Annotated in this window: 16 protein-coding genes; 2 read left to right on the top strand and 14 right to left on the bottom strand. The window is 39.2% G+C overall.

Annotated elements, in window-relative coordinates; genetic code table 11:
• Positions 1 to 326: 326 nt before the first annotated feature.
• Positions 327 to 1,223: a LysR family transcriptional regulator gene (locus HMPREF9200_RS00820; RefSeq protein ID WP_009352925.1), complete on the top strand. Its 897-nt coding sequence runs from the start codon at positions 327 to 329 to the stop codon at positions 1,221 to 1,223.
• 299 nt (positions 1,224 to 1,522) lie between these two features.
• On the opposite strand, the gene HMPREF9200_RS00815 is transcribed toward HMPREF9200_RS00820, so the two are convergent.
• From HMPREF9200_RS00815 to HMPREF9200_RS00805, 3 genes are all read right to left on the bottom strand, one after another.
• Positions 1,523 to 2,239 (bottom strand): gamma-glutamyl-gamma-aminobutyrate hydrolase family protein, encoded by a 717-nt coding sequence (locus HMPREF9200_RS00815; RefSeq protein WP_009352848.1) that lies wholly within the window; start codon positions 2,237 to 2,239, stop codon positions 1,523 to 1,525.
• Positions 2,240 to 2,462: 223 nt separating this feature from the next.
• Positions 2,463 to 3,617, bottom strand: a complete 1,155-nt coding sequence (locus HMPREF9200_RS00810) for a 2-methylaconitate cis-trans isomerase PrpF family protein (protein WP_255260703.1) — start codon at positions 3,615 to 3,617, stop codon at positions 2,463 to 2,465.
• 89 nt (positions 3,618 to 3,706) lie between these two features.
• Positions 3,707 to 5,641 carry an aconitate hydratase gene (locus HMPREF9200_RS00805; RefSeq protein WP_009352966.1) on the bottom strand — a complete coding sequence of 645 codons (1,935 nt, stop codon included), beginning with the start codon at positions 5,639 to 5,641 and terminating at the stop codon, positions 3,707 to 3,709.
• Positions 5,642 to 5,784: 143 nt separating this feature from the next.
• On the opposite strand from HMPREF9200_RS00805, the gene HMPREF9200_RS00800 reads away from it, so the two are divergent.
• Positions 5,785 to 6,666: a LysR family transcriptional regulator gene (locus tag HMPREF9200_RS00800; protein ID WP_009352851.1), complete on the top strand. Its 882-nt coding sequence runs from the start codon at positions 5,785 to 5,787 to the stop codon at positions 6,664 to 6,666.
• Positions 6,667 to 6,744: 78 nt separating this feature from the next.
• Here the strand turns inward: HMPREF9200_RS00800 and citF are convergent, their stop codons facing one another.
• The 11 genes from citF to HMPREF9200_RS00745 all read right to left on the bottom strand — a co-directional run bounded on the left by citF (position 6,745) and on the right by HMPREF9200_RS00745 (position 21,565).
• Positions 6,745 to 8,295 carry a citrate lyase subunit alpha gene (gene citF, locus HMPREF9200_RS00795; protein ID WP_009352834.1) on the bottom strand — a complete coding sequence of 517 codons (1,551 nt, stop codon included), beginning with the start codon at positions 8,293 to 8,295 and terminating at the stop codon, positions 6,745 to 6,747.
• Positions 8,285 to 9,217 carry a CoA ester lyase gene (locus tag HMPREF9200_RS00790; RefSeq protein ID WP_009352816.1) on the bottom strand — a complete coding sequence of 311 codons (933 nt, stop codon included), beginning with the start codon at positions 9,215 to 9,217 and terminating at the stop codon, positions 8,285 to 8,287. Before HMPREF9200_RS00790 ends, citF begins: the two co-directional genes overlap by 11 nt.
• Positions 9,217 to 9,486, bottom strand: a complete 270-nt coding sequence (locus HMPREF9200_RS00785) for a citrate lyase ACP (RefSeq protein ID WP_009352869.1) — start codon at positions 9,484 to 9,486, stop codon at positions 9,217 to 9,219. The genes HMPREF9200_RS00790 and HMPREF9200_RS00785 overlap by 1 nt, the downstream gene beginning before the upstream one ends.
• A gap of 95 nt (positions 9,487 to 9,581) precedes the next feature.
• Entirely contained in the window at positions 9,582 to 11,003 is a 1,422-nt protein-coding gene (locus tag HMPREF9200_RS00780; protein WP_009352992.1) for an anion permease, read from the bottom strand.
• Between the two features lie 714 nt (positions 11,004 to 11,717).
• A complete protein-coding gene (locus tag HMPREF9200_RS00775) occupies positions 11,718 to 12,620 on the bottom strand; it encodes a LysR family transcriptional regulator (protein ID WP_009352904.1) in 903 nt (300 codons plus the stop codon).
• Positions 12,621 to 12,744: 124 nt separating this feature from the next.
• Entirely contained in the window at positions 12,745 to 13,443 is a 699-nt protein-coding gene (locus tag HMPREF9200_RS00770; protein ID WP_009353001.1) for a Bax inhibitor-1/YccA family protein, read from the bottom strand.
• A 9-nt stretch (positions 13,444 to 13,452) separates the two neighbouring features.
• On the bottom strand, positions 13,453 to 15,171 hold the full coding sequence (pyk, locus tag HMPREF9200_RS00765) for a pyruvate kinase (protein ID WP_255260709.1): 1,719 nt from the start codon (positions 15,169 to 15,171) through the stop codon (positions 13,453 to 13,455).
• 27 nt (positions 15,172 to 15,198) lie between these two features.
• Positions 15,199 to 18,606, bottom strand: coding sequence for a DNA polymerase III subunit alpha (locus tag HMPREF9200_RS00760; RefSeq protein ID WP_009352982.1), 3,408 nt, complete (start codon positions 18,604 to 18,606; stop codon positions 15,199 to 15,201).
• Positions 18,607 to 18,771: 165 nt separating this feature from the next.
• Positions 18,772 to 19,383 carry a L(+)-tartrate dehydratase subunit beta gene (gene ttdB, locus HMPREF9200_RS00755; RefSeq protein ID WP_009352944.1) on the bottom strand — a complete coding sequence of 204 codons (612 nt, stop codon included), beginning with the start codon at positions 19,381 to 19,383 and terminating at the stop codon, positions 18,772 to 18,774.
• The gene (gene ttdA, locus HMPREF9200_RS00750) at positions 19,383 to 20,282 is read right to left on the bottom strand and encodes a L(+)-tartrate dehydratase subunit alpha (RefSeq protein ID WP_009352839.1); all 900 of its coding nucleotides are present in this window, start codon (positions 20,280 to 20,282) and stop codon (positions 19,383 to 19,385) included. Before ttdA ends, ttdB begins: the two co-directional genes overlap by 1 nt.
• A gap of 14 nt (positions 20,283 to 20,296) precedes the next feature.
• Complete coding sequence (locus HMPREF9200_RS00745) at positions 20,297 to 21,565, bottom strand: SLC13 family permease (protein WP_009352853.1); 1,269 nt, start codon at positions 21,563 to 21,565, stop codon at positions 20,297 to 20,299.
• Between the last annotated feature and the right edge of the window lie 8 nt (positions 21,566 to 21,573).

Below are 21,573 nucleotides of genomic sequence, written 5' to 3'. Positions count from 1 at the left end.
TTCCCCTTCCTTTCCAGACCTAACTATAGTCCAATTACTTCTTAATTCCCTGCACTGTACAGGCAACAATATGACCCAATTATATCATTCTCAATATAGCACGTCAATATTCCTACTTTTTATATAGGTTTATATCCATGAGTTATAATCATAAACTAAACCATAATTAACAGCATTAGTTAACAAATATAGGAGACGAATTATAAAATTTATAGTACAATAGAATAGTAAAGGTTAACAATAAGAGATCTATTGTACGATGATGTGCGCCCATGAATAGAAACGAACTAACATGACATCTGACTACGTATGTTTAGGAGGATACCATGGATACATCTTACTATTATAATTTTATCATCTTAGTACAAACGGGGAATATGACGCAAGCAGCAGAGATACTGCACATTACGCAACCAGCTTTAAGTAAGCAACTCAAGTACTTAGAAGCAGAATTTGGTACCCCCCTATTAGTTATCAAGCGTGGCCAACGTGGAGCTAGCTTTCACCTCACCGAAGCCGGTCGCATTTTCTATGAAAAAGCACAACAATTGTGTTCCATTGAGGAGTCTACCTACGCTGATGTAAAGCGTCTTAGTTCTGAGGTAGAAGGCACTCTTCGTATCGCCTCCTCTGCCTCAAGGTCTACCGCCTTAATTCAGCAATATTTGCATTTCTTTTCCCGCCAATACCCTGTGGTGCGTTATGAAATCTATGAAGGATTAATGACAGATGTTACAGAATCCTTATTAAATGGTAGCGCTGAAATTGGTCTATGCAACGAGCAAATGGTAGATACCAACAAATTTGATGTTCTCTATACGCAAACGGAGGACTTATATGCTCTGTTCCGAAAAGATTTATTTTGGACAGACCGTGACCTAGAAAGTATTTCTTGGAATGATATTGCCAAATGTCCTCTTAGCTTGTCTGGTGGTTCTGTACGTATGTTGATGCAAGCTCATCACAATGACTTCTCTTCTCTCAATGTTATTTCTGTAACTACCACAAAGAGTTCTGCCATTGAATGGGCTCAATCTGGACGTACCATAGCCATTATTCCTATGGATGGACAGGAAACTGTATCTCATCCAGATATGACTCGCATTAAGTTAACAGAACTGACCAACACATTCTATAAAGCATTTATCACCATCAAAGGACAACCTTTGTCCATGGTGGCACAACAGTTTTTAGAATTCTACAAAGCGCATTCAGGAGAATAGTAGCTACGAGGCTATGCATTTTATATCCATGTGAACAAAAATACTACAACACTTTACAGTAAATAAAGGAACATTGATCATTGCGTATCAATGTTCCTCTATTTATTTTATATTGATATATTCCGCACTATTGATGCCTTTATCTAAGTATTTTATAGTACATGGTATCTACAGCTAGCCACCCTAATATACCATACAAAAAAGGGTCCCTAAGGACCCTTTCCATATGTAAATTACATGGTGTATCAATTTCCTTACGCAAGCTACACCATTTGAGAGCAAAATTAACTCTTTACATACTATTTAGCAGCGGTTACAAAATCTTCAAAAATTACTTTATTTAACTCTGTATGACGCATCATTTCTGGGTGGAATTGATAAGTACGTAGGTATGGATAGTCAGTACCTTCCATTGCTTCTACTACAGTATCTTTCGCACGTCCTACCACACGCAAGCCTTCCCCAACTTCTTTCACGACTTGGTGATGATGGGAATTAACCATCACTTCTTCTGCACCTACCATAGCAAATAATTGGGAGTCCTTTTCAATCACCATGGAATGAGTTGGTAATCCTGCTGTTTGGCTTTGGGCATGCTTAATCGTAGCAAAGGCAGGTAAATCTTGATACAAAGAACCTTTGTGAGCTACATTGATAATTTGATGACCACGACAAATACCCATAATAGGAATGTTCCGTTCTTTCGCAAAGGCTAATAGACGCATATCAAAAATATCGCGTTCTGGCCAAATTTCACCTAACCCACGTTCTGGCTCTTCGCCATAGAATTGTGGGGCAATATCATGACCGCCAGATAAAAGTAACCCATCAATGCGCTCCACCAAAGCTTTCAACACAGCTTCATCTTCTTGGAATGGAATAATCACAGGAATACCACCTGCTTCTAATACGGATTGCACATAATCATCATTTACATAGGATCGTTTATACCCTGGGAATGGACCTCCTTGGTCAATCATATGAGAACCTGAAATGCCGATTAATGGTTGTTTCATGTATATTACCTCTCCTTACTTATATACTATAATATATAGCTATATAATAAAGGAATTTATCCTTCATTACAAGGTGTACATATATCTATTCACAAAAATAGATGTATTTTATGATTCCTACCATACTATAAAAATAGATTTAAAGAAAAGAACATACAATATAATAGGTTTTCCTCTGTATATCATGGTATATCTGTTACAGTAAATTTTCTACTGCATTCTACTAGTATTTACCTACTTTAACATAAGCAATACCATCCATTATAGGTCTAGCCGTTCTAGCTACACCAGCTTTGGTAACACATAAACTCTCTGTATCTATATCAATAGTAAATGTGAAAGTCCCACTTGGATGACCTAAAGTTACTGTTTTTGTACGCTTAGCTTCTTCACTGATCACATCATTGACGATTGTCCCTGGAATGAGCGCTGCTGTTGCAGTAGCAATACCTCCCGTCACTGCATAGGCCTTATGAATCACTTGTAATGCTTTTGTTCGTGCTACTATATCTATCGATGCACCCTCAATAACACGGCCCTGTATATCTGTATACGTACAAGCCGTTCCCACCATACATACCTTTGGAATGGCTGGACTAGCACTATCTTTTGATGTAGCTAATCCCATTCTGACAGCGGCAGTCCTACGAATATCTTCTAATATAGCCAATAGCCCCTCTTCATCTGTTTCAATGTCACTTGGCAGTTCTGTTCCTGTATATCCTAAATCTTCTGCTTTCACAAATACACTCGGTGTGGCAGAGTCCACAAAACTTACATCTATCCTATGATTGTTCTTCGCTGTATGCGCATTGACCACTTCCAAAGTAATGGTATCTCGCACATTGCCTGTAGGCAGTAATTTCCCAGTTTTAGCCCCACTAGGGGATTGAAAGTAAAGCATGATTTGTGCCCCTGTACCAGGAACTCCATCGATGGCAAAGTCTCCTGTTACCACTGGTAATCCATCTTGTACAGGTATATGAGCTTCTATGATTTTATGGGTATTCGTATTATGTATACGAACTACAGTTATTGGCTCTACTGGTTCTACCAAACCACGTAACATAGCAAAAATACCAACTCCAGATGAAATATTACCACAATTACCTTCATAATCGACAACTGCCGTATCGATACCTACGTAAGCAAATGTATAATCTATATCACATCCTTCCACCGAAGCAGGTCCCACAATAGCCAGTTTACTCGTTAAAGGGTCTGCTCCTCCAATCCCATCAATTTGACGTATATCTGGACTCCCATAGAGGGATAGAATCATTGCATCCCGTTCTACTTGATCTCTAGGCAAGTCTGGAGCATATAAATAAGCTCCTTTACTAGTTCCCCCACGCATATATAATACGGGTAATTTCATATATTCTTTCATCATTCACCTCGAATATAGAGGATGACACAGTCTACACTGTGCCATCTCTTACTGTATCTATTCACTATTATTACTAATTATTGTCCACCATTACGCAAGAAGTTCAATTTACCTCCTGCTCGAACAATTTCTAATTGTCGTTCATTTAATGGTGTTCTTAATGTATAAATAGTAGATTTTGTTTTATTCTCTACGGTAAATACACCAGCTGCAAAGGAAGCATCATCACAATGATAGAATAATTCATCACCTTCTTGAATACTCTCATAATCTGCATCATTTTCAAATAATAAAGGCAAAATACCAAAGTTAACAAGATTATCCATATGAATCCGTTCAATAGATTTTGCAATCACTGCTTTTACTCCTAAATACATTGGGCAAAGCGCGGCATGTTCACGAGAAGATCCTTGTCCATAACTTTCACGAGCTACAATCACATTATAGTATCCATGCTCAATATTTTCTTTACATTCTTCTGCAAAATCTGGTTTTACAGGGCTAAATACATATTGACTATATTTAGGTACATTCGATCTAAATTTCAAATATGGTCCAGCTGGCATAATATGATCTGTTGTAATTTTATCCTCTACTTTTATAGCCACTTTAGCAGAAATTATTTCTGGTAAGGCACTATTACTTGGAGGTTCGCCAATATTAGGACCACGTAAAATAGATTGGTTCACATCACAGCTTGGAGCAACAATCAAGGAATCATCAATTTCATACACCTCAGGGAGCTCAATGGTTGGTACTTCTATTCCTATTTCACGAGGATCTGTAATCGTTCCCGTTAAAGCAGAGGCTACCGCTGTTTCTACTGAAACTAAATGCACTAAGGCATCTTTAGTCCCACTACGACCCTCATAGTTACGGTTATTCGTACGCAATGAAATAGATTTTGTTCGTGGTGCTTGTCCACAACCTACACAGAATCCACAGGCACTTTCAAACAGACGTGCTCCGGAAGCAATTATATCTGCTAAGGCTCCATTTTTTGTAATCATTGCTAATGCTTGCTTGGATCCAGGAGCTACCCCAAAACTCACATCTGGATGAATTTTACGTCCTTTCAACATTGCTGCTACGATCATTAAGTCTCGATAACTGGAATTGGTACAGCTTCCCACTAATACTTGATCTACGGCAACATCTTTTAATTCTGCTACTGTTTTTACATTATCTGGAGAGTGTGGACATGCAATCATAGGCACTAATGTATTTAGATCAATTTCAATAACTTCATCATACTGTGCATCTTCATCTGCCTGTAATTCCACCCATACATCTTCACGACCTTGAGCGCGTAAAAACTCTTTTGTTTTTGCATCACTTGGGAAAATGGATGTAGTGATTCCCATTTCTGCCCCCATATTTGTGATTGTTGCTCTCTCCGGTACTGTTAAAGATACCACACCTTCACCTGTATACTCGATGGCTGTTCCTACATTTCCTTTAGTGGTTAAAATACTTAATACTTTTAACACGATATCTTTTGCTGCACACCAAGGTCGTAAACGCCCATTTAATTTAATATTAGTAACTTTAGGACAAGTTAAATGGAATGGCTTTCCTGCCATAGATGCTGCCACATCCATACCCCCAACACCGACAGCAAACATCCCTAAACCTCCAGCAGTTGGAGTATGACTATCTGCACCTACTAAGGTTTGACCTGGTCTAGCAAATCGTTCTAAATGTACTTGATGGCAAATCCCATTACCTGCTTTTGAGTAATAAATACCATATTTACTTGCTACATCTTGTAAATATTTATGATCATCTGCATTTTCAAATCCATCTTGTAATGTATTATGATCTACATAGGATACGGATAGGGTTTTTACTGTATCTAAACCTAGTGATTCAAACTCTAAGTACGCCATAGTCCCTGTGGCATCCTGTGTTAACGTTTGGTCTATGGCAACAGCAATATCTTCACCTGCAACCAATCTTCCCTCTACTAAATGAGATTCTAATATTTTATAGATTAAACTTTTTCCTGCCATCTTAGTCCTCCTACTTATGACTAACTACGGTTTTACCTTACTTGAAGGCCTTTATAGTTTAAGTATATATGTTGTAAGTAAATAAATAAAATAGATTACATTTATCTTATATGATAAAATATTTTTATTAAAGGAGGGCTACCATGGAAACTATGGAAAAAGATTGGCATTTTTTTATTGCTATTGCAGAAGAGGGAAATATGACGAAGGCAGCCAATCGCTTATATATCTCTCAGCCTGCGTTATCGTATCGTCTACAGCAACTAGAAAAGCAGTTCAATAAACCTTTATTTATACGTACATCTCGTGGCGTTACCTTAACAGAAACAGGGGAATTATATTATCACTATGCCTTAGATATGCTACATAGAAAGCGTGAATTTGAAAACACTCTATCCAATTATAGTAAAGAAATAACGGGAACATTACGGCTTGGCGTCTCGAGCATCTACGCCAATTATATGTTACCTGATATTTTATCAGGGTTTACGCAAGCCTATCCAAAGGTAAAGTTAGAAGTTTATACTGGCATTAGCTCTAAAATAGCTCAATTATTTCAGTCTAATGAGGTAGAGGTTGCTATTATTCGCGGTCCTCAATCCATTGACGGTGAATCATTGTTAATTCATACAGATCGCATCGGTTTAGTAACCAATACGTCTTTACCTTCTAAACCTATGCCCAGAGAAGACATCTTGACTTTACCATTTATACGATATGCAACAGCCCATGATTTATATACTATCATCGATAAATGGTGGAAACAGCATTACCAAGTCCCTCCCAACGATAGTATAAAAGTTGATACCATGGCTACATGTCGACAATTCATCAGAAAAAATTTAGGATGGTCTGTTCTCCCAGAAACAGGATTGGGAAGGTTCTCTGATGAATTTACCTTTGAACCATTACTATGGGAAGATGGTACACCTCTATTGCGAGAAACAAAGCTTTATTATCAAGCAAATTCCCTACAACGTAGAGCTGTTCATACCTTTATTACCTATATAAAAAGCACTATATAATAGTCTATTGCATATAATAGATATACAAAAAGGATTGAACTCGTTGAGTTCAATCCTTTTGTATTTGATAGTATGTAATTACAGTAATGGTTTACGTACTACGTCGATGATAGATCCATCACGATATTCGATGATAGCTACTACATCCTTAGGATCTTGAGATACTTCAATACCTTCCGGTTTACCAACCATGTCGTACGCCATTTGTTGTAACTCTTCAATTGTGTAAATTGGCAAGTTAGAATCTTTGAAACGTTCAATTAAATCTTGACGATTTGGATTGATCGCGATACCACGTTCTGTTACCAAAACGTCGATACTTTCACCTGGAGTGATAACTGTTTCCACGCGTTCACGAATCATTGGCAAGCGACCACGAATCAATGGGCATGTAATAACAGTTACTTTTGCACCTGCTGCTGTATCAGAGTGACCACCGGATGCACCCATCAAGATACCGTTGGAGTCAGTCATACAGTTTACGTTGAAATCTGTATCGATTTCTGTAGCGCCCAAGAATACTACATCTAAGTAGTTTGTCATGCAGTCTGTTGTAGGGTCTGCGTACATGGATGCGCTCATTTCGATATGATTTGGATTTGTATCCAAAGATGCCGCTGCTGTTGTGTCAAATGTTTGTGTATCATAAATCGCTTTGATGTGACCTTTTTCAAGCATGCTTACTAGTACGCCTGTAGCACCGCCAACACCGAATCCACCAACAACGCCTTTTTTCTCTAATTTTTCACCGATAAATTTAGCTACTGCTAATGGAGCTCCGCCAGCGCCTAATTGGAAAGAGAAACCTTCTTGGATAATGCCCGCTTCATCAAGGAATTCTGCTGCCATTTCCGCAATTTTAATTTGTACAGGATTTTTTGTGATTCCCACCGCACCAGATGCGATACCTTCTGGGTCACCGATAGCCTCTACTTCTACGATGTAATCTACATCTGTTTGAGGGATGGAGATTGGGTATACATTGTCGATTAAGTTATCTGTTAATAATACAGTTTGGTCTGCATAGTGAGAGTCAACCATAGCATAACCCAACGCACCGCAAGCGGATTTACCTTTACGGCCTGTAGCATTACCACGACGATCACAAGCAGGTACGCCCATGAAAGCTACGTCAATATGAGCTTCCCCAGTGCAAACGGCACGAGCACGTCCACCATGGGAACGAATTACTACTGGGCGTTTTAATACGCCTGGGTTCAAGCTTAAGAATTTGCCCAATGCATCACGAAGACCAGATGTTTCGATGGCTGTTACTGTACCATCTTTAATCATATCGATTAAGAACTCATGGCAAGGTGCTAAGGAAGAATTAAGGATTGTAATATCTTTGATTCCTTTGGCTTGTACACGGTCCATCACAAGTTTCATTACATAGTCACCATTACGTAAATGATGGTGGAAGGAAATAGACATGCCATCTTTCAGACCTACTTTTTCAATAGCTTCATCGATAGAGCCTACTAATTTATCTTCGCCTGGAGTGTGAAGTTTCACTGGTTTACCTGCACGAACTGCAGTTTCTGTCATTGCAAATTGTCCTTCATAGAGACGACGACCTTGAAGGCATTCTAATTCCATAGGAATATCGCGACCAATTTTATTTAACATCGATTTCTGCTCCTTCCTCAAGCTCTACTTTGATACCTGCTGCACGGGCTTTATCTACCACGCGTTGTGCACGTACTACGATAGGACCGTCAATCATTTTACCATCTACTGCGATAACGCCTTTATTGTTGCGAAGTGCTTCTGCATAGGAGTTCAACACTTTTACAGAATGAGCAATTTCTTTTTCATCTGGAGTGAACACTTCATGGATAATTTTGATTTGGCTTGGGTGAATACAAGATTTTCCATCATAACCAAGAGCTTTAATGAATTCTACTTCTTCACGGAAGCCTTGTGGATCTTTCACATCGGAGAATACTGTATCAAGCACACGGATACCTGCTTCACGAGCTGCATGAAGGATGGTTTGACGAGCAAATAACAATTCATGAGCTGGTTTATGTTTGCCTGTACGAAGGTCAGCACGGTAATCTTCTGCACCAAGAGCGATTGCTACTACACGAGGACCTTGTGCAATTTCACGTACATTGTATAAACCTTTTACAGATTCGATAGCTACGATAATGTTGATGGTGCCTTCTTCCCAACCATTCGCTTTTTCTACTTCTTCAATTTTCTTAGCAACGATTTCTACTTCAGATACATCTTCAGTTTTTGGAAGACGAATCAAGTCAGGTTTTGCTGGTACAATCACATCAAGGTCAGCATAACCATATGGAGTTTGTGTAGGATGGTTGATACGAACCACTGTTTCGCCTTTGAATTTTAAAGTTTTCAAAGCTTCTGCTGTCAATAAACGAGCTGTATCTTTTTCAGTGACTGCTACAGAGTCTTCAATATCAAACATGATGGAGTCTGCACCGTGGATATCAGCACTGTTAATCATTTTAGGCGTGTTACCTGGTACGAACATCATGGAACGAGATAAACGTTTTTTTGCTAATTCAGTTAATTGGCTCATTATGCTTCGCTCCCTCTTTCTAATGCACCCAATACACGGGCTTTAATAGTATAATCCCAAGCTGCTTTATCGATAGCTGTTACTTTCACGCCATCGAAGCCTGCTTCTTTTACAGTGGCTTCAATGAAAGCACGAATATGCTTACCATAAGCACGCTCAACTTTTGATTTTAATTCTACTTCGATACCAGATGCAATTGGTTCAACCGTTACCAATACATCATTTTTTTCATCAAAGCCAGCCATAGCTGCTTTCACTAGATGTTTCATAGCAAATCCTTTCTATTACATCAAAATATAGCATAAAAGTCAGGTTCTACAGAGGTATTTCCCCTGTAGACTCTGACTATACAAATTACCTTGTCCTATAGGATGCCTAGCATACCCCACCATGGATAGCCTACTACGAATGTAAGGGTTAAGCACAATACAGCGATAATACCGCCAGTAATCCACCAATCTTTTACATCATTGTAACCTGCGCCAAATACGATTGGTGCTGCTGCTCCGCCGTAGTGTGTTAATGCACCACCATAAGAGTTAGATGCACAAAGCACTAATGCTAATGCCATAGGATTTACACCTGCTGCTGGGCCTACTGCCAAGAATACAGGTAGCATTGCTACTACATAAGCAGATCCAGATGCAAATAAGTAACGAATTGCTACGGAAATAATACCGATAATAACAAGTGCTACAAATCCATTATCTCCGAAGTGAAGATGTGTTTGCATTACATCTGCTAACCATTCGAAGAATTTTGCTTTAGATAACGCATCAGATAAACCGATGATACCACCGAACCACATCAATGTGTTCCAGCCACCTTTATTGGCAACCATATCATCCCATTTAATCGCGCCTAAGCAGAAGCTAGCAACCATAGCTACAATAGCTACTGCAGTAGCATCAATTTTAAATTTAATACCAAATGCTGCTAAGATAGAAGGCAATGCCCAGCCTACTAATGCAAAGATGAAAATACCAACTAATGTTTTTTCAGCACTAGTCATAGGTCCTAATTCTGCTAAGCCTTCTGCTGCAATTTTCTTATTGTCAACTGTAGTCAACGTTGGTTTGTTTAATAAGTATGTTACATATGGAACTACTAATAACATTACTATGCCTGGTACTGACATAGCCAATGCCCATAAGCCCCAATCTAAATGTACACCTAACATTTTTGCCATGAAGTCACCTGCTAGTGCATTTGGTGCCATCGCTGTTAGGAACATTAAGGATGTAACTTTTGTTACCATGTACGTATTAACCATTAAGAAACGACCAGCTTTGTTCGCTGTTTCACCAGGTTCAGAGCCCAAGGATTTCGCTACGGAGTTCATGATTGGGAATACGATACCACCACAACGAGCAGTGTTAGATGGTGTAGCTGGGGAAATGATTCCGTCTAATAAAGCCGTTACATAGCCTAAACGAAGTACTGTACCACCAAATGCATTGATTAGATGATACGCAATACGACGGCCTAAACCAGTCTTTACAAATGCTACAGATAAAGCAAATGCAGAGAATACCAACCATGCTGTTGTTGTAGCATAACCAGAAAGAACTGCTTTTGTGTTACCTAAAAATAATGCAGAACCTGCGATAGCGGATAATACTACTACAGGAGCTGGAAATGGCTTCAAAATTAAGCCTACGATAGCTGCTAAATAGAAACCAAATAGTTTCCAAGCACCATCTGCTAATCCTTCTGGAGCTGGGCTATACCAGATCACGATTGGGATTAACAACATAATCAAAGCATTGATTACTTTTTTGTTCATCTTGTGTCTCCTTACTACATAAGATATAAATACATTGCCTATGTTGCTTGCACTCATACTTTCTATAAACGTGAAACTTAATATATATATAAATGAATGTATATAAGGGCGGTTCACCACTTACTAGAATACTAGAACGTGCAAATGTCTAGGTCTTTTTACGCTCTCATTATATCCAATCATTTCAGAAGGTAAAAATAAAAATCCTTTATAAGGCTTATAAAAATTTTATTATCATCAAAAAGCCTTCATGTATGCATTTAGAGAATACATTATAAACATAGGTATCATGCGGTTTTTATGTTATTCCTACTAAATTGTTCCTATTTTCATGATATATATCTATAATAATTGCTACTTTCATATACATTAACAGTCTGTTAATAGTATTCTAAACTAATCAAATATTAGCATTAGCAAAATCTATACATTGTAAAAGCTCAAGCATAGTAATATACAAAAGTACCAACTACAATGAAAACCACATACAAAAAGAACGCAACTCAATTAGCTGCGCTCTTTATATGTAATACTTTATACGCTTTATCAACTATGAGGCCTTGTTCGGCCAGACATGTAACCCTATCTATATACGTAGTCAGGGACGTATTTTTTGCTGACCAAATATATACAAATCCCTTTAGGTTGTATACTTATATCTATGGACAAAAATACCTGACAGTTGTAAATCCTTACCACACGCACATCAGCCTCTTAGCTTGTATATCCCGGTAATGTAACGATTTGATGATTTTCGTAATACTCTGTTACATAATCAATGAAAGTTTTCACTGCAATGAGCTTTGTACTTACTTCATCATGGAACAAATAGGTAGAACGTACCAATGGACGATTATCTTTCATCCGCAAAGGTTCTACATAAATACCATGTTCACGGCAACTACCAAGTCCTAAATATGGTAAAATAGCCCAACCTAATCCTTCTCGCACAAAGTGACGACAAGTCACCATAGAATCCAGTTCCATGGCTGGTCTCACATCCCCTACGCTATGTTCTTTCTTCCAATTTTCTACCACTGTCGCAATGGATCCATCCGTGCGATAGTTAAGCATCGGAATATCTCGTAATTCCTTGTAATCTACAGGATGTTTATAGACTAAACAATAGGGTTCATCAAAAAGACGCACACCATTCGGCACATGATTATATTCACCACGGGCAAAGGCAATCATCACCTCTCCAGAATTAAACATTTTATTCACATGGGAGCTATACCCTGTCTTTACCTCAATACGAATCTTAGGATACTGTTTTGTGAAATTATTGAGTAAATGAGGCAACTCATAGTCCGCAAAATTAATGGATGCAGCAATTTTTAAGGTACCTTGTATTTTTCCCGTCACCTTTCCAATATTTTGTCGCAATTCCTCCCGGGATCGAATCATACGTCGGCAATAATCGTAATACAACTCGCCTTCTGCAGTTAACGCAATGCCATCATTAGCACGAATTAATAAGGGCCGCCCTAAAATATCTTCTACTTGCTTTAATCGATAGCTTAATGCAGGTTGTGAAAGAAATAATTTTTCTGCTGCTTTCGTAATATTGCCTTCTTCCACCACTGTGACGAAGGTTTGCCATTCTTTTGCTTCCATATACAACCTCCTTACTTGTGTTAATCTATTATATATTATCTCATATATCGAAAGATTTGCATACTAAAAGGGAGAGCTTATAGCTCCCCCTTTTATAAATGTGCTCTCACAAATTAACGATACGTTACCGACGACCGAAAACGCGAAGTAAGTTGATGAAAATATTGATAAAATCTAGATATAAACCTAAAGCACCAATCAATTCAACTCGTTCCAGAACACTTTCATCTTCATAAGCTACTTCCATTATGGTCCGTTTAATGCGATATACATCATACATGGTAAATAAGGAAAAAATCCCTACGGCTATATAGCTGTATACTAATAATCCAAAGTCACTAGCACCGAAGAACATCATAATCAAACTAGCAATGAGTAGCGCAATCACTGCACCCATTAAAAATGTGCCTAATCCAGACAAATCTTTTTTTACCACTACTCCTAAAAAGGCAAAACTGCCAAATACTGCTACAGCCCCTGTTAAAGCATATACTACCACCTCAAAGGAATAGTGTAACGCGATAGCGGTCAAGGTCAATCCATTCATAATGGAATAGAGGAAAAACATGGCTTTCAAAAATGTGTTAGACGCCGTGTATTGACGGAAGGAAAATAAAAACACTACCCCCACTTCGGCTAACAAAATGATATTAAAGTTGGAATGGGCAAAGCGTAACCAACTGGGGTTCGTCAACGCCATAAATCCGATGATGGCTGTAGTCAATAAGCCCCACACCATCCAAAGCATAGAATTGCGCAATTTACGATTTACAATTTCTTCTACTACCACTGTATCTGCTTGTGTAGGAATATGATACTCCATAGTTACCTCCTATCTTGCGTTTGCAATACCTTCATAGACATTACCACGAATACCATCGACTGTTACTACTTGACCATTTGTCAATTGCGATTGCTCATGAGCACCTAAAATAACAGGAATACCAAATTGAATGCCTGCAATAGCTGCTGTCGATGTGTATCCTTCTTCTGCGGTAATAATAGCGCCAGCTCGTTTTGCTAGTTCCATATATTCTGGTTCTAAATCACGAACTACTAGAATACTTCCATCTGTCATAGGCTCTGTAGAATCAGCGTGATGGATTGGTCCCGTTACAGATAGTTTACCAACTCCACGACCTTTGATCAATACATTACCAGTGACATGAACACGAATCATATTAGTTGTACCAGATAAGCCAGATGGCACACCAGCAGTAACAACTACTAAATCACCAGATTGAATCAATCCTTCTCCTAAGGCGGCACTCATAGCGCAGTGTACCATTTCATCTGAATTGGAGTGGGATGGTCCTTGAATCGGTGTCACCCCCCAGTATAACTGCATACGACGTACAGCGTGTTCATGTGGTGTTACTGCAATAATTTGACAGTTTGGACGATGACGAGAAATACTCATGGCTGTAATACCCGATTCAGTACAAGTAATGATCGCACTAGCTCCCAAAGAACGTCCTACTTCAACAGTAGCAGAACAAATAGCATCTGTCGTTTTTGCTTCTTCTAACGGTACTGTATGATTACTATTCACATATAAATCAGATGTTTCTGTTACTTTTGCAATACGAGCCATAGTTGTGACCGCTTCCAATGGGTAGTCCCCCCCTGCAGTTTCCCCAGATAACATGACCGCATCAGTACCATCTAATATGGCATTCGCAACGTCACTAGCTTCTGCTCTTGTAGGTCTTGGATTGGTTACCATGGACTCTAACATCTGGGTCGCTGTAATAACAGGCTTGGAGGCGGCATTACATTTTTGAATCATCATTTTTTGCAATACAGGCACTTCTTCGGCTGGAATCTCTACACCCAAGTCACCACGAGCCACCATTAATCCATCAGACACTTCTAAAATATCATCTAAATTATTAAGACCTTCTTCATTTTCGATTTTAGAAATGATGCGAATATCTGCCCCTTTGGATTCCAAAATACGACGAATGGCCACTACATCGCTAGCCCGTTGCATGAAAGAAGCTGCTACATAGTCCACACCCATTTCACAACCAAATACCAAATCTTTTTCATCTTGTTCCGACACTGGCGGCAAGGATAAGGATACTCCTGGTACAGCCACTCGTTTGCGATTGCTCATCATACCCGTGTTCATAACAGTCGTATGAATCTCCGTGCCCTCGATAGAATCAATACGCAATGTCACTAATCCATCAGATAAGAGAATTTGTTTTGCCTCTTTCACATCTTCTGGCAATCCCGCATGATTCACGGAGCAAATCTCCTTCGTTCCTTCCACATCTCTTGTAGTCAACGTAAAAGCTTGTCCTTCTTCTAAACACACTTTGCCTTCTTTGAATAAGCCAAGGCGAATTTCAGGGCCTTTTGTATCTAGCATTAATGCCACTGGAATACCTGTTCTAGTAGAGGCTAAGCGAACGAGCTCCATACGCTTTGCTTGCTCTTCATGAGAACCATGAGAGAAGTTAAAACGTGCCACATTCATACCTGCTCGCAATAAGGATTCTACCATTTCTAAACTATCTGTACTAGGTCCCATGGTACAAACAATCTTTGTTTTTTATTCATTTCTATCTCCTTATAGTAACTCTACTGCATTGGCCCCTAGTAAGGCTTGCACACGCCCAATAGATTCTTTTGATGGGGTGAAATAAAAACTACGGTTCACCGCTAAGCTGCGTTTTTGACGTTGCAAGAATAGAGTAACTGGTGTATCTCCTTGTAATTCTTGTAACAGCTTTTGTAATTGTTGACTCACTTGCGGTGTATCATGAGCTGTATCAATATGAATACGTATCTGTCGTACTTTATCATATTCTACTTTCAATAACTGTATGGAACTAGCAATGCATTGCACACCTTTTTCATCCGCATCAATGCGTCCCTCGATAGCTACCACACCATCTCGTTGCAATAGCATATGACTTTTTTGATACCCTTGTGGGAATACTACTACTTGTACGGTGCCTGTGAAATCTTCCAAGGTTAAGGTGCACATTTTTTCCTGTCTTGCCTTCGTTAATCGATCCACTTTTTCCGTAATCAATCCACCAATGGTAACAGTTTTTCCATCAAAATCCTCTGGATTTTCTGCTAATCTCCCTAATTGAAATAGTCCTTCCAATTCATCACGATAGGCATCTAAAGGATGCCCCGTAATATAAAAGCCTGTATATTCCTTTTCATCTTTCAGCTTTAGTTCTTTAGGCAAGTCTGGCAAGTCTGGAACATGGATACTCTCCATTTCCTCAACCTCCGCAAAGAGGCTCACCGCTCCTAAAGCATTATTTTTTTGCCCTTTAGAACCAATCCCTTGGGCTTGTTCATAAATCTGTAACAGCTGATTTCGATTTTCTTTGAAAGAATCCATAGCCCCACATCGGATTAAACTTTCCAACAAACGCTTATTGACCACGCGGTATGGTATACGTTCGCAGAAATCAACAATGGATGTAAATTGCCCATTTGTCTTACGTTCTGCTAGTAATTCTTCGATGGCATTATCACCTACATTTTTGATACCACCTAAACCAAAACGAATTTGTCCATTTTGTACGGTAAACATACGCTCTGAATGGTTGATATCTGGTCCTAATACAGCCACCTGTTTCGCTTTACACACATTGATATAATTCGTCATTTTATCCATATTACCCATAAAGCTTGTCATAGTAGCAGCCATAAACTCTGGGAAATAATGGGCTTTCAGATACGCCGTTTGATATGCAATGTAGGCATAAGCGGCAGAGTGGGATTTATTGAATCCATAACCTGCGAAATATAGCAAGAGATCAAATACTTCATTGGCTAGCTTCTCATCGATACCATTGTTCACAGAACCAGATACAAAGGAATCTCGTTGTGCTTTTAGTACAGATTCCTTTTTCTTACCCATGGCACGGCGCATTAAGTCCGCCTGCCCCAAGGAGAATCCCCCCATAGCAGAGGCAATCTGCATAACTTGTTCTTGGTATAGGATAACCCCAAATGTATCCTCTAAAATAGGCTCTAATATAGGATGTAAATAGGTCACTTCTTTTTCTTTATGACGACGCTTGATAAAATCTTCTACCATGCCCGATCCCAACGGTCCTGGACGATAGAGGGCCACTAAAGGAATTAAATCTTCAAAATGTTCTGGCTTCAAATCCATTACTAATTTTGTAATCCCTTCCGATTCTAACTGGAAGACCCCTGCTGTTTCCCCTTTACATAAGATTTCACAAGATGCCTTGTCATCTAACGGGATGGCATCCAAGTCTAGCTCAACACCATGATTTTCCTTAATGAGGCGTAGTGCCTCACCCATCACTGTCAACGTACGAAGTCCCAAAAAGTCCATCTTCAATAGGCCTAGTTCTTCGATATTATCTTTATCATATTGCGTGACAAATCCATCTTCATTGGAGTTTTGCACCGGCACATACTCATCTAATGGTGCTGCTGAAATTACGACCCCCGCCGCATGAGTAGAAGAATTACGAGCAATCCCTTCCAATCGTAAACAAAGGTCAAATAGTTCTTTTACCGATGCATCACTTTCATATAGATCTTTGAGTTCTTTTACCTCTAAAGATTTTTTCAAAGTGATACCTAGCTCATTGGGAATCATTTTTGCTAACCGATTCACCTCTGGTAAAGGCATATCTAGCACGCGACCTACATCACGAATAACAGCACGAGCCGCTTCAGTACCAAAGGTAATGATTTGCGCTACTCGTTCTTGTCCATATTTTTCTGTCACATATTCGATGACCTTATTGCGAGTTTCATAGCAGAAGTCGATATCGATATCGGGCATGCTCACCCGCTCTGGATTTAAGAACCGTTCAAAGAGCAAATCATATTTAATAGGATCTAAACCTGTAATCCCTAATAAGTAGGCTACCACTGACCCTGCGGCACTACCACGACCCGGGCCTACTAGTACCCCATGTTCACGAGCATATTTAACATAGTCCCAAACGATGAGGAAATAATCTTCAAAACCCATGCGACTAATAACACCTAACTCATAATCTAGCCGCTCTTGTAATACCGGTGTTACCTCTGGATAGAATTGAGGAATATAGGACTCACACACTTTACGCAAGTAAGAATGTGCTGTTTCCCCTTCTGGTACATCAAATTTTGGCAAATGGTGGGCATCAAAATTGAACTCTACATGGCAACGTTCCGCAATCTTCAACGTATTATCCAAAGCTTCTGGAATATGACCAAAGAGTTCTTCCATTTCATCGCCGCTTTTCATATAAAACTCATTACTGAAAAACTTCATGCGATCTACATCATTCCGCCTTGCACCCGTAGAAATACATACCTTAATATCATGAGCTTCCGCATCGTCTGCATAGACATAGTGAAAGTCATTAGAACATACAAGTCCCACACCATATTGCTCCGCCATATCTACCAATACATCTTGAACCCGTAATTCCTTAGGGTCTCCATGGTTCTGAATCTCTAAGAAAAAGTTCTCTTTTCCATAGGTCTCAAGATACCATTCTAAAGCACGATGAGCGCCCTCAATGTTGTCCTGTAATATTAGTTGCGGAATTTCTCCTGCAATACAAGCACTCAAAGCAATAATTCCTTTATTGTAGGTAGATAGCAAATCTCGATCAGCACGCGGCTTGCGGTAGAACCCTTCTGTAGAGGATTTAGATACAATTTTTACAATATTTTCGTATCCTTCCATGGTTTCTGCTAAGAGAATTAAATGCTTTAATCGTTCATAGGTCTTACCTTCAGGGCGGTCAAAACGACTGCCTTCGGTCACATACACTTCGCATCCTAAGATGGGTTTGATACCTTGTGCTATGGCCTCTTTATAAAAATATATGGCTCCATACATATTACCATGGTCCGTTAACGCTAGGGCAGACATATTGAGTTCTTTCGCACGACTCACCATTTGTGGCAATCGGCTAATGCCATCAATGAGGCTATATTCACTATGACTATGCAGATGTACAAATGGTCTCATGGGCCCTCCTTACTAACGTAACGCGATATGCTTTCATTCCCTTTATTATATCATAATTTGCATATTTCAGTGTACCGTGAAAGCGTTTGTCATCTATCAATCCATGGATGCTTACAAAATAAAAATGCCTATGTAATCTGTATAACAAACTACATAGGCTTTGCATTATTTAATAAACTTTACTTCTTGGTAGATAGATTCTAATACTTCTTCTTTTTTCGCATTATACTCTACTTTTTTCTGTTCAAACCAGTTATTACCTTCTGTATCAATGGATACAATTAAAGGACCAAACTCTTTCACACGACATGTCCAAAGCGTTTCTGGCATACCTAGCTCTCGCCAGTTAGCGCTTTCAATTTCTTCCACTTCTGTAGCCGCTAGTACAGCATTGCCCGCAGGAAATACTAGATGCAAGGCTCCAAATTCTTTACAAGCACGTTCTGTATTCGGTCCCATACCACCTTTACCAACAATAAGGCGTACACCTGTCTCTTTCACAAAATCGTACTCAAACTTTTCCATACGCATACTTGTGGTAGGTCCTACAGACACCATTTCAAATGTGTCATCTCCTAGATCTCGGACGATAGGACCCGCATGCAAAATGGCGCCATCCCGTACATCCACAGGCAATTCACGGCCTAATTCAATCAACCGACGATGCGCTACGTCACGACAGGTCGTAATATGACCTGTTAAATAAATGATGTCCCCTGCTTTAATACCTTCTAAATCTTTCCGCTGAATCGGCGTTGTTAATACTTTCTTTTCCATTAATATGTCACCCCACTATGCGATAGAATTGTACATTGTCCATCTTTATCAAATACCATATGGCCTCTGCGGTGATTCCAACATCCCACATTAACTGCAACAGAAATAACCGATGGATGACGAGCCCCATGCTCAATATTGACGCCTAGCAAGCACTTATCTCCACCCATACCTTGTGGGCCAATATGCAAGGAATTAATCCCATCTTCTAGCAATTGTTCCATTTTTGCTGCTCGTTCATTAGGTGCCACGGAACTCACGGGTCTCATTAACGCTTTTTTTGAAAGTAACGCCGCTGTATCAATAGACGTAGCCACACCTACACCAATTAACAATGGTGGACACGCATTTAATCCGTAGGATGTCATCAAATCTAAGACAAACTTTGCTACTCCTTCATAGCCTTCTCCAGGCATCAATGTTTTACCGCTACCTGGCAAGGAACAACCACCACCTGCCATGTAAGGGAAAATTTCAACATCATCTCGATCTGGCACGATATCCCATAAAATATAAGGTGCTAAAGTACCAATGTTTTTTCCAGTATTATATTCATCAAATGTTTCTACACAATTATGTCGAAGCGGAGTTTCCTGTGTTGCTTGATACGTTGCATTTCTCAAGATACTTTCCAATTCACCAAGCAATGGATAATTAGCACCTACTTTCACCCAATATTGCAATACTCCTGTATCTTGGCAGGATGGGCGACTTAACTCTTTTGCTAACTTCATGTTTTCTTTCATAGTTGCATAAATTGTTTTCGCTAGCGGATTTCGTTCATCATTCGCTAATTCTGTAATTTTTTCTTGTACATCGTCAGGTAATACTTTAGCAACATGGCCTACAAAATCACTAACGATCTTTGTCATTCGTAACACTTGTTCTTCTTTATTCATACAAACCTCCTATATTATGGGTAAAAGGGAAAGAATATTGGCAAAATAATTAATGACACGATTGTCACTATCACAATGAGAGGAACCCCTACTTTCACGTAGTCCATAAAACTATATCCTCCAATGTTGTACACCATGGTATTGGCAGGCATACCAATTGGTGTTGCATATGCACAAGATGCACCGATAACAGTAGCCATCAATACCGCTTTGGGATCTGCTCCCATAGACTGTGCTAATTGCAAACCGATAGGCACCAACAGTGCTGTAGCTGCCGTATTAGACATAAAGTTTGTTAATACAGCGGATAAGATAAAAATCACTGCCATCACAATATATGGACTTGGATTGCTACCTAATAATCCCATAATCGTATTTGCTACTACAGAACCCGCACCTGTTTTCACAAGAGCTGTAGCAATAGATAAGGAACCAACGAACAAAAATATTGTTTTCATATCAATGGATTTTACCGCCTCTGTTTCAGTCACCACATTCGTAGCCACTGAAATAAGTGCCCCAATCCATGCAGATACATACAGTTTAACACCAATTTGAGTTTCAAAAATCATTGCTAAGATAGTACCTACCAATACCAATGTCGCCATCCATTGTTTCCATTTTGGTACATGGCTATAATCTTCCACTGTATCATAGGTAGAGTCTACAGCACGACTTGGTGTGTCTGGCAGTAATTTATATCCCAATAACAAGAAGTAAATAATACCTACTAACAAAATTGGTCCACCAATTAAAGCATAATCAAAGAATCCAAAGGATAAGCCAATTTTTTCTAATCCTGCTTGTGCGATCATATTTCCTGGGGCCCCAATTAAACTAAGATTACCACCCATAGCCGATGCCAATACTAAGGGGATTAAAAATTTTGATTGGTTAAATCCTGATTTTTGTGCAATTCCAATTGCAACAGGAATCAATACCGCTGCGGTTCCCGTATTAGACAAGAAGCCAGATAATAATCCTGTAATTAGCATGACTGCAACAATGAGCATTTTTTCAGTGCTAGCCATTTTTGTAACTACACTACCTACCACTTGTGCCACACCAGTTTCAAAGAATGCTGCACCCACGATAAACATAGCCATAAATAAAAGAACATTACCATCTACAAAGCCTGCAAAGGCCTCTTTAGGAGATAAAACTCCAGATAAGACTAGACCAACTGATACTAACATCGCCGTAATCGATAAAGGTATCTTCTCCCATACAAACATAACTATGGCAAACACTAAATAACATAACGTAATACTAACTGCATCCATTCCATTCC

Origin of the sequence: Veillonella sp. oral taxon 780 str. F0422 (assembly GCF_000221605.1) — a bacterium.
Taxonomy (GTDB): Bacteria; Bacillota; Negativicutes; order Veillonellales; family Veillonellaceae; genus F0422.
Note: the sequence above shows the minus strand (reverse complement) of the source record. Positions and strands in the feature narration are given on the sequence as shown.

Excerpts from the sequence above, each read along its gene's own strand:
- HMPREF9200_RS00745 (WP_009352853.1), bottom strand. The coding sequence starts at position 21,565 with ATGGATGCAGTTAGTATTACGTTATGTTATTTAGTGTTTGCCATAGTT.
- HMPREF9200_RS00805 (WP_009352966.1), bottom strand. The coding sequence starts at position 5,641 with ATGGCAGGAAAAAGTTTAATCTATAAAATATTAGAATCTCATTTAGTA.
- HMPREF9200_RS00760 (WP_009352982.1), bottom strand. The coding sequence starts at position 18,606 with ATGAGACCATTTGTACATCTGCATAGTCATAGTGAATATAGCCTCATT.
- HMPREF9200_RS00810 (WP_255260703.1), bottom strand. The coding sequence starts at position 3,617 with ATGAAATTACCCGTATTATATATGCGTGGGGGAACTAGTAAAGGAGCT.
- ttdB (WP_009352944.1), bottom strand. The coding sequence starts at position 19,383 with ATGGAAAAGAAAGTATTAACAACGCCGATTCAGCGGAAAGATTTAGAA.
- HMPREF9200_RS00820 (WP_009352925.1), top strand. The coding sequence starts at position 327 with ATGGATACATCTTACTATTATAATTTTATCATCTTAGTACAAACGGGG.
- citF (WP_009352834.1), bottom strand. The coding sequence starts at position 8,295 with ATGTTAAATAAAATTGGTCGCGATATTCCTATGGAATTAGAATGCCTT.
- HMPREF9200_RS00780 (WP_009352992.1), bottom strand. The coding sequence starts at position 11,003 with ATGAACAAAAAAGTAATCAATGCTTTGATTATGTTGTTAATCCCAATC.
- ttdA (WP_009352839.1), bottom strand. The coding sequence starts at position 20,282 with ATGAATAAAGAAGAACAAGTGTTACGAATGACAAAGATCGTTAGTGAT.
- HMPREF9200_RS00775 (WP_009352904.1), bottom strand. The coding sequence starts at position 12,620 with ATGGAAGCAAAAGAATGGCAAACCTTCGTCACAGTGGTGGAAGAAGGC.
- HMPREF9200_RS00790 (WP_009352816.1), bottom strand. The coding sequence starts at position 9,217 with ATGAGCCAATTAACTGAATTAGCAAAAAAACGTTTATCTCGTTCCATG.
- HMPREF9200_RS00770 (WP_009353001.1), bottom strand. The coding sequence starts at position 13,443 with ATGGAGTATCATATTCCTACACAAGCAGATACAGTGGTAGTAGAAGAA.
- HMPREF9200_RS00800 (WP_009352851.1), top strand. The coding sequence starts at position 5,785 with ATGGAAACTATGGAAAAAGATTGGCATTTTTTTATTGCTATTGCAGAA.
- HMPREF9200_RS00815 (WP_009352848.1), bottom strand. The coding sequence starts at position 2,239 with ATGAAACAACCATTAATCGGCATTTCAGGTTCTCATATGATTGACCAA.
- HMPREF9200_RS00785 (WP_009352869.1), bottom strand. The coding sequence starts at position 9,486 with ATGAAACATCTAGTGAAAGCAGCTATGGCTGGCTTTGATGAAAAAAAT.